A 14,975-nucleotide genomic window follows, 5' to 3' on the forward strand; every position below is an offset into this window, starting at 1 on the left:
TATAGTAGTTAATTTGGGTTTTTAGACATGTTCAGGGCGCAAAGAGCTAATGAGAAATGTCTACACTTCCTCATTGTATCCATATTTAAATCTCATTTTTGTGAGATAAATTCATATCTTAAGCTGTATTTGCCGACTAGATAGAGGGGTATGAATACTATTATGCGGAACAAACTGTACCTGGCATTGCTGACTGTGGGGACTAGTTTCCCTAGCTTTGCTCAGACAACTCTGGCCCCATTGACAATAGAGGTTGATGAAAATACTAAAACGAACACAACCATTGGTACTGTTCGTTTTCTTGATGGCGTATCGGATAAAACGGTGCGCTTAGAGGTTGGCACAACTGATATCAAAAACTGGATAACAAACGGTGAAGCGTTTGAACCTATTTCATTTGCTTCAACCTTTACACAAGCACCAATCGTATTTGGTCAAATCCAGTCAAACAGTGACTATCAGGTAGAGTACGAAGTAAGTACTTATTCTTATTCTGGCGTAACAAGCAAGAACAATAACCGCTTGTTAATGCGTCATCGTCTAGACAATGTAACAGCCCTTGGTTTTGAAGCGGTATTAGAATCAGAGTTAGACAAAAAAGGCACTAGCGTTATCCAAAGCTTCCTCGACACTGGCGAAGGTGAAACGCTAGGTTGGATTGCATTTGCTGAGCCTATTTCAGCTTTTTGGAACGACAAGCCTATCGACGTGTCAAGCACTGGCACTTCGGTAACACACAATACCTACGGTCACGCGTTTAGTGTGCCGATGACAGACACTCCGAATATTTTAACTTCTTTATCGACGTACAACGGCACTTCGCAAAGTGGCGTGGCAGTTGATGAATTGTCTGCAAATAAAGTAAAAGTTCATATTGATAATCTTGATGATGCTTCACATGCTGCGGAAAACGTAAACGTTTTTGCATTACAAGGTACAGGTTTATTGTTTACTGAGACGATGGCTGTTGTTGGTGAAACAGGTGTTATCACGGTTGATGATACTGACATCGAAAATCCATTCTCAATTACTTTCTCAAAGGCGTATAACAACCCAGTTGTTTTTGTACAAGCCGTTGGCAAAGACAAAGAGATTTTCGATGCAGCCGTACGCTTAAATTTCGTTGCACCTATGATGCTAGAAGGTTATCTGCATGCAGATAATGAAAACCTTTTACCAAACCGTTTTGGTGAGTTTGAGCTGCATTATCAAATCTTCGAAGCTGGTCGTTGGGATATCCCACTAGAACATTACACCTATTCAATCGTGTCTGGTAATGACGCGGGTGTATTCTCAGTTGATCCGGTTAAAGGTGAAATTAAAGTTGCTGACCAAACGCAATTAGATTATGAACTTGGTAACAACCAGTATTCATTAACAGTTCGCGTTACAGATGGTGCGGGAAACCAGTACGACACCTTAGTGACAATTAATGTGAACGACATCAATGATTCATTAAATTATAACGCGCAATCCATTGATGGTTTAGATGCAGCTGATTGGACTGGTTGGGCAGTTGCGCCTGCTGGTGACGTTAACGGTGATGGTTTTGACGATATCATCGTAGGTGTACCTCAAATGGACTGGCGTGATGATGAAGGCAATATTCTTATTGAAGATATTGGTGCAGCATACGTACTATTTAGTGATGCAACGGGCACCTTCCCGACGCTGACTGAAGTTCAAGACGGTAATCGCGGTTTTGGTATTCTTGGTGCGGAAGCTGGCGATAACGCAGGTTTTGCAGTAGCTGGTGGTGTTGATATTAACGGCGACGGATTATCAGATGTTGTGGTTGGTGCACCATACGCCGGTACTAATGGTGACAATTCAGGTTCTACCTATGTTGTCTTTGGTAAAGACGATACTACCCATGTTGCATTGCAATTCTTAAACGATGGCAGTAGCGACAAAGGTTTTGCTATTCACGGTGCTTACACTCAAGACTACTCTGGCGGCTCTTTAGTGGTTGGTGATGTGAACGGTGACGGCCTGGGTGATATCGTTATCGGTGAAACAGTCACTCGTTTCTTAGCGGGCACAGGTTCTTTTGCATTAAGAAATTTATTAGAAGACGGCGCCGCTGATCCCAATTTAGCGTATGTTGTCTACGGTAAAAAAGATAAAAACGTTGTTCAGTTAGTCAACGTTGCAACAGACTACAATACACAGGGTTTTGCGATTACTCGTCCTAACAGAAAGTTATTCAGTGATTGGCATTACGGCGCACAAGTATTACCAACGGGTGACTTTAACAGTGACGGTTTAACTGACTTCATCGTAAGCAATGGTCTATACGTTGATACAGCTGGTACAAGCTATGTGGTTTACGGCCGTATCGGTGGGGAAGCCATTAAATATAACAATATTTACAAAGACGAACACGGCATTAAGATCACGCCTGAAGGCAGCGGCAATTATGGTTTCGATTTTGGCGATGCAACTCTTGATGCACTTCCTTCATTTACTACTTCTCATGTAGGTGACGTAAACGCCGATGGTGTTGACGATATCGCGTTATTGTTGACAGACACAGGGTGTTGCTCTGGTATTAATCACCCTCGAGCATACATCTTATTTGGTGGTGTTGACGTTGCTGATGAAATCAACCTAGCGGATATTGCCAATGGCAATGGTGGTTTTGTGATTCACAATGATGCGTCAAATATCGACCACAGTGACTTACAAGTTATTTTAGGTTCAATCGGTGGTGCAGGTGACTTAAATGGCGACGGCTTTGATGACATCATCATCGGTGACCCGTTTGCAGAGGACAACAAGGGTCGCGTATACGCCGTTTATGGCCGTGCAGGTACAGAGCCTGTTTATCTTAGTGAGATCATTGAAACCCAACAAGGCTTTTACTCTGAAGGTAATGGTGGCGAGCAACTTGGGCAATTCATTGCAAGTGCTGGTGACATTAATGGCGACGGCATCAAAGACATTCAATTTGGTACGCCTTCAGCAAATAAAAACAACCTAAACAACACTGGCGCAGTTTACGTACTAAATGGTGATGGCAGGTTAGTAACACTTTGGGGGACTGACGGTAACGACACAATCACAGGTACAGCGTCCGCAGATAATATCGCAACTGGTACAGGTGATGACGTCATTCGTACTAACGGTGGCACTGACGCGGTTTATGCTGGCCCTGGTGAAGATACCATTTATATTTCTGATAACACCTTCACACGTATCGACGGTGGCGGTAATTCTGATACGCTCATCTTTGATGGCTCAGGTATTAATCTGGACCTTGTAACACAAGCTTCTCGTGTTCGCAACGTTGAAGTATTTGATATCCGTGGTTCAGGTGCTAACTCAATTACGCTTAATAAGAGCGTGAGCAGTAACTCAAACTTACGTATTTTAGGTGACAACGATGACTATGTTGGTGCAGCAAATAACCAATGGGTTGACTCTGAAACAACACAAGTTATCGATAATGTAACTTATAAAGTATTTACGTCTGGCTCAGCGACTATGTTAGTGCAAGATGGTTTAACAGTTACGGTCAATAATGCCCCAACGATTGAAGACCAAACGTTTACTGTCAGTGAAATTGCTGCCAGCGGTACAGGAATTGGCATACTTGCAGCCGATGCAAATGATGTTGGTGACTTCGTTACGTTCCAAATCTTGAGCGGTAATGAAGACGGTGATCTCCTATTAGATGCACAAACGGGTGTATTAAGCATTAACCCGACCATCTCTCGTTTAGATTTTGAAAATACCGCTACTTACACATTACAAGTGATTGTGTATGACCAATACAATACTACTGATACTGCACAAGTTACTGTTGACGTATTAGATATGGATTCAATGGAGATTACCTTAGAAGGTGATGTCAGTGGTGAAGGTAGTTACTGGGGTGAAAACACGGTTTTAGATTTGCTTGGCATGAGTGCGCCTGAGTGGGCGTCAACAGAAACGAAGCATACTTGGACTGTGCCAGAAGAAAATCTACCAGATGATCCTGCAATTATTAGAATTGAATCACACGGTAAAATCCATTATGTGGGCGGCATGAACTTATTCGGCGGTTGGGTCGAAGCTGACATTCCTCTTGAGATGGACTTACGATTCCCAGATGAAATAGCTGCAGGTCAGCCGGTTAATTTAGCAACCAAGTTTACCGTTGGTGAAAATGCAAATTTCATGGCGTCGTCTCCTGGTGTGCAAATTTCTGCTGAGTTAATTTTTGAAGACTATTTAATCAAGTATGAATCTGCGCTATTTGAAAAGCTAAATGGTCAAACCAAAATTGATTACGCATCTTATGAAAAAATCGTCGGTTCAGAATCGTTTGGTGTTTATGGTGAAAACTGTGCTAACGCGCTTAATCGTGCCGATTGTTACGAGTTGGAAGATGGTGTTGAAGTTTACGATTTAACTCGTGATCTTACCGATGAAGAAATTACGTCTTTAACAGAAAGCTACTTTTACGAGTTATCCGTTGCTGTCGCAACAGAAAACGCAAAAGCCAGAAGTGACGACATTAGCTTTGGTACGAGTGTGGTAAATGGTGTGGAAGTTATCGACGCTGTATACGCTCACATAGGTTTAACGGATGGCGTTGAAATTATCAGCACGGATGTTTCTGATCCGACAGCTACGATCATTTCATACATTCCTGCGAATGTATCTGATGAGAATATCGCTCTATTTATTAAAAACTTAACCCGTGATTCATTAGCTGAGTTATCTTCAAATGTCAGAAAAGCAATTGAAAAAGCAATTGACTTAGACGTCGATAAGTTGCGTTTCTTAGCCGGTCACGACTTAAAGGACTGGGTATCGGAAGAGATCTACTGGGGTTCTAACTGGACCAAGTGGCATGCAGCAGCAGGCATGGAGGCAATGGAAGGTACGTCGGAACAATGTGTTGACGACTATTTTGCACCAGCTGGTGACGATTTATACCGTCGTTACAAATTCAGCACGCTTGATACTTTCTTAAGTGCAGCGCTTGATTTAAAACAAGACTTTGAGTTGAACATTGAATCTTCTGCGATTCTAGTTCTAGAAGATGGCACTGAGATTTATTTCGACCCAGAACAAGATATCACCTTTACACCAGAGTTAACTCATGACGTTAACAATGACGGCATGATTGACGCAACGTTAACCGTCAATGCTGCATCGAACTTTGTTAATAACAGTAAGATGAGTGCATTCTTTAGAATGCCATTTAAATTACTTGAGTTTGAATACAACGTGCAAGAAGCGGTATGTACAGCTGACAATATCTACACCAAGGGTAACCAAGGTTTGATGTTTGAAAAGGGGTCTTATGGACCACTGTACGACAGCGAGAAAGTGGTTACGGCTGGCGACACAGACTTTGGTGGACCTACGGAAATCACTATCGCGCAAAACTCATTCACGACCCAATTATCATTTGATTTATGTAGTAACAGTGCAGCATGTGGTGAACCGGTATTGTCATATGGCAATAATGCGCCAGTGGCATCTGATGTAACAGTAGCAGGTGAGTTTATAGGTAAATCTACTTTAACGGCATCTTACACTTATACTGATAATGAAAGTGATATCGAAGAGGCAACAAATTACCAATGGTATCGCTCTGCGACAGGCAGCAACGGTGATGCGCAAGTTATTGCTGGTGGCTTATCTCAATCATATACCTTATCGCTTGAAGACATTGATAGCTATGTTGCGTTTTGTGTAACACCACATGATGGCACGTTATTCGGTGCCCCTGAATGCTCTGAGTGGACGTATGTTGAAAGCCCGTTCCATCAAGATATGTCTATTTTGGGTGGTTTTGGTCAATCAATTGTGTTGAACGGTACAGATCAGAGCATGATTCAAACTATGGATTCAGGCTTTAATCCAAACAGTTCATACACGATAGAAGCGTGGGTAAAAGTAAACTCGTTGAACCCAGACGATAACTCTAATTTATTCACTTTTTCAGAAGACGCAAATTCTTCAAAAGCTGCGGTGAGAATATTCTCGGATGGTCGCTTACGTGTGAAAGCAACAAACACCACGTTTAAGTCAACTGAGACAATCACTGTTGGTCAGTGGCAGCACTATGCTGTGAGTTATGACCAGCCGACACAACAGTTGTCTGTTTACTTAGACGGTGAGCTAATCATCTCTGAAGTGGATGCTGCACAAGATAGCAATGTTTACTTTGTGTGGGGTTCTGGCAACGACGGCGTGAGCAAAAAGTTAGATGCCAATATTGATGAGATCCGCGTGTGGAACTATGCGAAATCGCAAGATTCTATTGTTGCACAGCGCAATTTAAGTGCGTCATTAAATGAGTCAAGTTTGGTGTCTTATTATAGCTTCGACAATGAAGTAAACAGCGAAATTGCAGACTTAACAGGCGCAAGCACTATGACACTTGTTAACACGCCAACGTTCGAAAAACATAATACTTATTTAACATTTGATGGTAATGGCGACTATGTAAATGTGCCCTATGAAGATCTGTCTTTAAACTTTGGTGATGAGAGCTTCACAATTAAAGCTAAGATCTATATCGAGCCGGGCACTAAGGGAGTACATCGCCTTATTGCTGCCAAAAAAGCGTCTAACAATGATGTTCATAAAGGTTGGCAATTCTTAGTGAATCAACATAATCGTTTGCAATTTAACTACCACACCACCAATGATGGTGCGCGATCAATAGTTTACACAGGTCATGGTACAGACCTTAAAACAGGTCGATGGTATGACGTTGCAGCGCTTGCTAATTGGGAAAATAAAGATTTAATACTGTTTGTTGACGGTGTTAGAGTAAAGCGGATTAACTTAGGCAACCAGAAAAACATGAACAATACATTGCCGCTTCGTATTGGTGCATACAGTTCAGGCGATACATCAACCAGTGCCTTCCAAGGACACATTGATGATGTCGCTGTTTGGACTCGTGCATTGACTGATACTGAAGTTGCTGATTGCACTGTCGAAATGGGAGCTGGGTGTGAACAAGCGCTATTTTTATACTATGACTTCGAACAAGACAGCGCGAAGAACTTAGCAAAAGATGAGTTTCACGGAACGATACATGGCGCGGTTGAAGTAGATAACAGCCTTGATATTAAGTTTACAACGACTGAGTATGCTACTTTTTCTGGCAAGCTGCCAGGCGGTACTGGAGTCACATTCGGATTAGCAGATGCGCCTGCCTTCGGCGACGTAGCCATCGGCGAATACTCAGGTGAATTTATTTATACACCAAATGGCAGTGCAAATGGTGCAAGCGACTCATTTAGTTATTACATTTACAGTAGTGATAACGGTCAAAGCCAGAAGCAGATTGTTACCGTTGATTTTGAATAAGCTCAATAGCGTATAAAAAGTTTGAAGCCGCGATAGCAAAAAGTGTCGCGGCTTTTTTGTTTCGATAATATTTATGAGACCGTTACGCGAAAGGCTATGATTTACTAGGGTCGTTGGTAGGGGTATTTTTGTACACAATGCGTGCAAAAGTACAGGGGGCAATCGAATGGTGCATGCTGGCTTTTACCGCTATGTACATGCCCGATATCGAGGCCATTTTTTGTGATGGCTATTGAAAAACCACCTTGCCGACTATATCTTCACCACATGAGTTATGAGACATTTGCCAAAGTGCTGCGGTGTTTAGTGCCGTTTTTGCTGTTATGTACGCTACTGAATATGGGTAGTCGTGATGCCGTGGCCGCTGATTGGCAAACTCAACCCGTTTCTGTGGTTGTGTTGTCACAGGCAGAGAGTGCCGAGCCACACACAGCGCCCGACGCTAATGATCTCTGGCATAAAGCCACCGACACTGCACTGATAAAGCATTTGCCTGCACCCGGTACTGAGGTGTCGCATTCACAACCGGCAAGCTATCCCGCGCAACTGCCGTCACAGAACCGTTTAACGCATCCCAGTTACTTTCTGCATCCGGACCAGCAGCCGGATTATGATCTACTCTATGTCTTTGCTGACCCCGACTTGTATCGGGTGAGCCAGCAATATATTCATCAACCTTTGACACGACCCTGGCATCAATGTGCGACTCGTGCTCGCACGGGGCTGATCAATGACTGTCAGCCCGCAAACTTAACCTATCGAGCAAGACTGACTTATCAGCTGAACGCCTGATCTCACCACACAAACCGACCGCAAGGTTCGGTCGGATTACAACACGTTTTATCAGGTAAATAGCAAAAGTGTGAGCGGCCAAATGAGGCGGCTCACCGTTAAGTGAGTCAAATTATGAATAGAAGAACGAACGCAGCGGATACGGCCTGGCCGGCGCGGTTCAAACGGCTGTTGGTGGTGGCGGTGATCCTTGTATTGGGTCTGTGTGCCATGCCCAATTTATATCAAAACAAAACCCAACTCAGTATCAGTGCGCTGCCACAAGCGCAGACCTTGCCCAGTCCCGACACGCTTGTGCAATTGCTACAAAGCCACGGCTTTAACGTTGCACAGATAGGTTCGGGTGAGCCAACGTTGGTGACGTTGACGTCACAGACTGCCTCCGCTGCAGCGCAAGAGGTACTGGCCGAGGCGTTGCGGGATCAGGCGTCTGTAAAAGTGGTTGAACAAGCCACTGCGCCGTATTGGTTGCAACGGCTGGGGTTATCACCCATTAAGCTGGGCCTGGATTTAAATGGTGGGGTGCTGTTCGTGTTGAAAGTCGATACCGACAAAGCACTGGAAAAGCGCATGGAAAATATTGCGCTGGAGGCTAAGTCTCAGCGCATCCGCGATAAATTAAAAGGCGTGCGTATTGAACGCAGTTCGGTTGCAGGTCTTGAGTTGGTGGCGCTCCCTCAGGGGGCGGCGGCATTGCAGCAGTTACAGACGGCATTGCTGGCCCAGTTTCAACACCTGAGCGTCCAGACACATAAACACGGTCATTTATTGCGGGCAACACTCAGCTACGATGAGGCTGGCAAAGCAGCATTTGAAAAACAAACCATGACCCAGGCGCTGACGACGCTGCGCTCTCGGATTGAAGAGCTGGGTATTACTGAAGCAGTCACACAGCGTCAGGGCGCGAATTATATTCGCATTGAATTGCCGGGAGTGCAGGACCCGGCGGCGGCAAAGCGGATCATCGGTGCCACGGCACAGCTGTCTTTTCACGCCTTGCAGGAATTCGGTGGCAAGCGCGTTAAAGCTGAACACGGCATGGTGGGGTTAGATCCACGAGCCATCTTTACCGGGGCCGATATCGACTCGGCGCAGGCTGGCCGGGACGAATATGGAAAACCTCTGGTGCAGTTATTTTTATCATCCCGGGGGGGCGATAAAATGCTGCGTTTTTCCCGCACTCATGTGGGTCAGCCTATGGCGACCATGTACAGTGAGTACATTGCCGACAGCCGGGGAGAGATCCGCGAAAGCAGTCAGGTGATCTCCGTGGCTACCATCCAGCAGGTACTGGGACAGCGCTTCAGTATAACCAATTTAGGGTCGTGGCAAAAAGCGCAGGATCTGGCACTGTTACTGCGGGCAGGCTCCTTAGACGCGCCCTTGACCATAGTAACCGAGCGCACCATAGGACCGAGTTTGGGTGAGCAGAACATCAGCAGCGGCTTTGCGGCACTGGCACTGGGCCTGTCACTGACGATGGGTTTTATGCTGCTGTGGTATCGCAAACTGGGCGTTATTGCCTGCGTGGCGCTGGTGGCAAATCTGGTGTGTTTAGTCGGTCTGATGTCTTTGTTACCCGGCATAGTGCTAACCTTGCCGGGGATTGCAGGTCTGGTCCTGACGATAGGTATGGCGGTCGATACCAATGTGATTATCTTTGAGCGGGTCAAAGAAGAAAAGCGCCAGGGAAGCAGCATGCGCTCGGCACTGCAACGCGGTTACAAGCAGGCGCAAAGTAGCATCATAGATGCCAATCTGACCACCATGATTACTGCATTGGTATTAATGTCCATTGGCTATGGCCCGGTTAAGGGGTTTGCCATCACCCTGGCACTGGGGATTATGACCAGTATGTTCTGCGGTGTGGTGGTCTCCGGGCAACTGTCTCAGTGGTTCTATCGGACCAAGCCGGTAAAAGGAGCCTGATATGCGCGATCTATGGCAAACACTTCGAACCTCAGGCTTACTGCTGAGTCTGATTGCGATGATACTCAGTGCTGTACTCATCAACCAGCATGGACTTGAGCTCGGACAGGATTTTACTGGTGGCTATGTCAGTGAGTTCCAGCTCACTCAGGATATCTCCATCCGTGAGTTACGCCACCAGCTGACTCCTTATGTTTCCGGGGAGTTTCGATTATCTGAGCAAGGGGCGCTTCACTGGCAATTATTTCAGCCACCGTACAATAACAGCCCGACACCGCTCGGCTGGCACACTCAGTTACCCGACGAACTGGGGATGGAAATCCTCGACAGCCGCTATGTGGGTGCGCAGATTGGTGCTGAGCTCATCGAGCAGGGCGGGCTGGCTTTGCTCGTTAGCCTGTTGGCAGTGGGCCTGTATCTGGTAATACGATTTGAATGGCGACTGGCTGTATCGGCAAGTCTGGCCCTGCTACATGACGTGCTTATCACTCTGGGCTTTTTCGCTGCGACCGGAATGGAATTTGACCTGACGGTATTGGCTGCCTTGCTGGCCATCATTGGTTACTCATTGAATGATTCGATTGTCATAGGTGACAAAGTCCGTGAGTTGGTGCGCGCCCGTCCGGATAGCTCCGTGAGCAACACCATTAATGCGGCGTTGGGCAGCACTGTGGGCAGAACAGCCATTACCTCGCTGACGACACTGACAACCATAGCTTCACTTTGGTGGCTCGGTGGGGTCAGTTTACAGGGGTTTGCGAGTGCTTTATTCATTGGGGTTGCTGTAGGGACCTGGTCTTCCATTTTTGTCAGCGTAACGTTACCGCAGTGGCTGGGCCTGAGCCACAGTAACTATCAGCGTTCGCTGAGCGAACAGGAACAGCGACAGCTGGCAGAGCCTTAAAAAGCGCGTTGTTTAAAGGGCAGGTGATGGACTGCCCTTTTGAGTTGTAGTTTAGTCCGCCAGCAGCAACTCGACCACTTCTTTGCGGGATGTGAGCTGTTTGATCAACAAGATCTGCTTGTCGTTGACGGCTGAAATACGGACAATCTCATTTTCCACTGTGGTTAAGATCTCTAAATCACCGCTGTGCAGATCGTATGACCACAATTGTGCGTTTTCATTGATCCCATAAAGAGTATTGCCAAAAGCGGTAAAGCGCCGCTCGCTGCCCTGATCCAAAAGAGGCTGGATCAGTTCGTCTTCAACCGGACCAGATCGCCAGAAGCGATCCATATGATCGGTGTAAATCAGGCTACCGTCAGCGGTTTTGAGTGCCCAGGTGACCTCGCGGTCGTTCAGAACTCGTATGGCTGAGTTTGTCAGGTTCAGCTCTGCAAACGTGAGCACACCATTTATTTTGAGCTGGGCAAGTGCCGTCTGAGCGCCGCTGTGCCAGTAAAACAATTGCTCTACCGGGTGCGCCAGGGTAATGGCGTGCGCTGTGCCATCCAGCGAGAACTTCACCAGCGCTTTGTCTGCGTTGGTTAAAAGCTCAGTGCCATCGGCTGACCAATGGGTTTCGTATAAAAAGGTATCCATCGGGAAGTTACTGAGCTGACGGGGCACTTGCCCATCGCTGAGCCAGATCTGCATTTGTCCGGAGCGTGCTGAGTTAAAGGCGAGCAGGTCGCCGCCCGGCTGAAATATCGCATTACTTTCTTCTTTGGTGGAGCGCTCGAGGATTGTCGCTCGCGACGTTTGCAGCGAGGCATCATCACCAAAAGGTATAGTGAGAATATCACTGTCATATTGTCCTTTGATCACCAGCATACGGTTACCACCTGGATGAAACACCGGGGAGCCCATAGGTTCGTCAACTGGCAGGGTCACCGGACTGATCTGCCCCTGATAAGTGAGGGTATATAACTGCCGTCCGGTACTGAAGGCCAGCTGGTTTTCATAGGGCGAAAAATTGGGATAGATGGGCCTGAACCGGGCAATGGTATTTGGATAGTGAATTCGGTGACTGGATACCTGCTCACCATCGGGCCTCAGCATATCAAGATAATAGTGTTCACCCTCACCAAGACGTACAACCGCCAGCAGGCCTTCTTTACGGGAATAATCATAGCTGACGATGTCGCCATCACTGACCTCATACAGGGGGGCGCTGGTGTTATCTGTCATTGAGTAGCGGATCAGCTTCCAGCGTTCGTCGGTTTTTTGCAGTAGTGCAATATGTTCGCTGTCGAGCCATTGTGGCTCTCTTATCTGTGAGTTTTTACATTCCAGCACACGAGTTGGGGCTTGAGGTGTTTGCAGTGCTTTATCGAAATCCAGTGTCATCAGGTGATAACAGAACTTTTGGGTTACGGGTTGAGCACAGGTTGAGGTTTGCACGAATGCCAGCGTTTTGCCATCGGGTGAAAACTGATGCTGTCCGTTGATATCCAGATTATCCGTCAGGCGAAATTCCTGCTGGGTGTCTATACGTTTTGCCCAGATATTGTTACGACATAGTTCTGTGGAGTAACGGTGAAACACAATATATTCGCCGTCGGGTGAGTAAACCCCAGCCACTTCGCGATTGTCGGTGGCTGTCAGAGGTCGAAATTCGCTGATCGTCAGCTGTTCGCCTGAACTTGGCTCAAATAATACCGAAGCAGCAAGACCAACAATAAAGAATGCTGCCGCAAACAGGGCAAATCCGAATTGCGAGCGGGAGCGTATCTGAGCGGGGGCTGGTGCGTGGCTTGGAGGTGGTTGCGTGACCGTTTCTTGTTGTGCAGGTGTTACGCTTTGCGGCTGGGTATGCCAGCGTACTTCACATTCCAGACTATAGCCCTGCTTAGCATGGGTCTTGATGATATGCTGCTCTTTACCATCATCACCTAATGCTTTCCTTAGCTGAGCAATACAGCGCTGCAAGGTATTTGGCGAGACAATGGTATCTTGCCAGACTTGATCCAGCAGAGTGTCCTGACTGAGTACCTGGCCCTGATGCTGAGCGAGTATGGTAAGCACTGACAGCGCTTTGGGCGCTAAGGTTTTTACTTCTTCTTTGACGGTAATTTGGTTACGCGATAAGTCTACAAAAAACTCACCAACCCAGTATTGCTGTGTCATAACATCCCTAGTGCACTTGGCGCTTTCACTGCCACTCAACCAGAGTAGCGCTACTTTGTTATTATTGTTATTGTTCGTCCGGTTCGCCCATCACTTCAAACCTTATGAAGTGTCTGGGGGTGGATAAATTAATAACAGCAGAATATAACATCGGCGTTGAATTACCAATATAATGGCTTCTGACTTTGCGAAGTGTTAGCACCACCTGGGGTTTAGCAAGGTCCAATGCACCACTTGCTCCAGACGATCAAGCAGGTCCACCTTAGGTGACCAGCCCAATTGTTTCATTTTTTCGCCGCAAAGGGCATACCTCAAGTCATGCCCCGGCCGTGAGGAATGAAAGTCTACCAATTCATAATGCAAGGGTTTGTTTTGCACTTGTGCAATGATCTGCGCCAGTTCTAAGTTATTTAACTCCCTGGCGCCAACGATATTGAATTTTGGGCAAAGGGCTTGCTCATAGTCGGTTGCCTCTGACCAGTTGGTATCAACCAGAAACAGCAGGGCATCGGCAACATCCTGTGCATGAATATAAAAGCGCGATCCCGGGATGGTACAGGTCTTGTCGCTGTGGATCGTGACGGTGTCTCCTTGCTGTATTTTTCTGATGCTTTGCGGAATAAACTTCTCCGGGTGCTGTCGCTGTCCAAACACATTCATGGTATGGGTGATCACCACGGGTACTTTATACGTGTTGTGGTAGGCGACGGCGAGCTCTTCGCCCCCGGCTTTGGTTGCTGAGTATGGATTGGTGCTGTTGTAGCGGTCATTTTCTTTGTAGCGTACATCGGCGGGGGCCGGACCAAATACTTCGTCTGTACTGAAATAAAAAAACCGTTTTAGACTATCCTGGGTACGGGCAAAGTCCAGAATATTACAGGTGCCCACGACGTTATCCAGCACAAAGCTCATCGGGTAGGCAATGCTTCTGTCTACATGAGACCCCGCAGCCAGATGAAAAACATAGTCTACCTGGCCAATTTCCTGAACAATTTGCGGGTTTAATGCCGCTTTTAAGTCGTGAAACACAATTTTTACCCGCTGTGTCACAGCCGGAGGAAGTTCGCTCAATGCGTCCTGAAGCCGGTTGAGGTTGCCGCTGTAGTCGAGCCTGTCCAGTGTAGTGATGTGCCAGTCTGTTCGCCGCAGGATTTCCAGCACCAGGTGGTGGGCAATAAATCCGGCACCTCCTGTAATTAAGACACGTGTTTCAGCCATAAAAATCGCTCGGTGAATGGGTGATACATTTAACTATAGCTGTTCATAGCGGGTGTACAGAGCAAACCGTTATCGGGAGGCGACTAAGTAAATCGACTACGAAGAATATTATTCAGCTTTTTGCATTGAACTTGTCGGATTATTGACCATACTGTATGAGTACCCAATTACCCGGGAGGTACTCATGAATTCTAACCTAACACGTGTTGCAGTGGCCGTGCTTATGGCAACATCGATGCAAGTCGCCGCCAAAGGCGAAAAAATCGATGTGTGTCACCACAGTCGCTACGATGTACACGTGATCACGGTATCAATGAAAGCGGTAAATAAGCATATTCAGAACCATGGGGATTTTTTACCCTACACACTGTATCAGGACAGTGATTATGATGGTTTTGGTAATGCTGATGTCAGTATTCAGAGCTGCGTAGACTACGTGGACGGGTATGTTGATAACGATACCGACCTGGATGATACAGACCCTAATGTGACTGATCAGCCTGTGGTGACGCCACCACCACCGCCTGCACCTACAGCTATGCCCCCACCACCGCCAACAACATTTGGCAACATACCGCCACCTCCGCCGCCCACAACCTTTGGCGGGGCACCACCTCCACCGGTATAACATGACAAAGCA

General features: G+C 46.7%; 7 protein-coding genes. 5 read left to right on the plus strand and 2 right to left on the minus strand.

Going from position 1 to position 14,975, the window contains the following annotated elements; genetic code table 11:
- Window positions 1-150: 150 nt before the first annotated feature.
- The 4 genes from ELR70_RS07010 (at window position 151) to secF (ending at window position 10,951) form a co-directional block, all read left to right on the plus strand.
- Window positions 151-7,326 (plus strand): LamG-like jellyroll fold domain-containing protein, encoded by a 7,176-nt coding sequence (locus tag ELR70_RS07010; RefSeq protein WP_082353123.1) that lies wholly within the window; start codon window positions 151-153, stop codon window positions 7,324-7,326.
- A gap of 267 nt (window positions 7,327-7,593) precedes the next feature.
- The gene (locus ELR70_RS07015) at window positions 7,594-8,118 is read left to right on the plus strand and encodes a hypothetical protein (protein WP_054014305.1); all 525 of its coding nucleotides are present in this window, start codon (window positions 7,594-7,596) and stop codon (window positions 8,116-8,118) included.
- A 114-nt stretch (window positions 8,119-8,232) separates the two neighbouring features.
- Window positions 8,233-10,047 (plus strand): protein translocase subunit SecD, encoded by a 1,815-nt coding sequence (gene secD, locus ELR70_RS07020; RefSeq protein WP_054014306.1) that lies wholly within the window; start codon window positions 8,233-8,235, stop codon window positions 10,045-10,047.
- Window position 10,048: 1 nt separating this feature from the next.
- On the plus strand, window positions 10,049-10,951 hold the full coding sequence (gene secF, locus ELR70_RS07025; RefSeq protein WP_054014307.1) for a protein translocase subunit SecF: 903 nt from the start codon (window positions 10,049-10,051) through the stop codon (window positions 10,949-10,951).
- 51 nt (window positions 10,952-11,002) lie between these two features.
- On the opposite strand, the gene ELR70_RS07030 is transcribed toward secF, so the two are convergent.
- Window positions 11,003-13,117, minus strand: a complete 2,115-nt coding sequence (locus ELR70_RS07030; RefSeq protein ID WP_054014308.1) for a winged helix-turn-helix domain-containing protein — start codon at window positions 13,115-13,117, stop codon at window positions 11,003-11,005.
- 195 nt (window positions 13,118-13,312) lie between these two features.
- On the minus strand, window positions 13,313-14,335 hold the full coding sequence (locus ELR70_RS07035) for a GDP-mannose 4,6-dehydratase (protein ID WP_054014309.1): 1,023 nt from the start codon (window positions 14,333-14,335) through the stop codon (window positions 13,313-13,315).
- Window positions 14,336-14,519: 184 nt separating this feature from the next.
- Between ELR70_RS07035 and ELR70_RS07040 the strand changes: the two genes are divergently transcribed.
- Entirely contained in the window at window positions 14,520-14,963 is a 444-nt protein-coding gene (locus tag ELR70_RS07040) for a hypothetical protein (protein ID WP_054014310.1), read from the plus strand.
- Window positions 14,964-14,975 lie beyond the last annotated feature (12 nt).

The organism is Pseudoalteromonas sp. R3 (assembly GCF_004014715.1).
Lineage (GTDB): Bacteria > Pseudomonadota > Gammaproteobacteria > Enterobacterales > Alteromonadaceae > Pseudoalteromonas.

Coding starts and splice junctions, on each gene's coding strand:
- ELR70_RS07010 (WP_082353123.1), top strand. CDS start 151: ATGAATACTATTATGCGGAACAAACTGTACCTGGCATTGCTGACTGTG.
- ELR70_RS07015 (WP_054014305.1), top strand. CDS start 7,594: ATGAGTTATGAGACATTTGCCAAAGTGCTGCGGTGTTTAGTGCCGTTT.
- secD (WP_054014306.1), top strand. CDS start 8,233: ATGAATAGAAGAACGAACGCAGCGGATACGGCCTGGCCGGCGCGGTTC.
- secF (WP_054014307.1), top strand. CDS start 10,049: ATGCGCGATCTATGGCAAACACTTCGAACCTCAGGCTTACTGCTGAGT.
- ELR70_RS07030 (WP_054014308.1), bottom strand. CDS start 13,117: ATGACACAGCAATACTGGGTTGGTGAGTTTTTTGTAGACTTATCGCGT.
- ELR70_RS07035 (WP_054014309.1), bottom strand. CDS start 14,335: ATGGCTGAAACACGTGTCTTAATTACAGGAGGTGCCGGATTTATTGCC.
- ELR70_RS07040 (WP_054014310.1), top strand. CDS start 14,520: ATGAATTCTAACCTAACACGTGTTGCAGTGGCCGTGCTTATGGCAACA.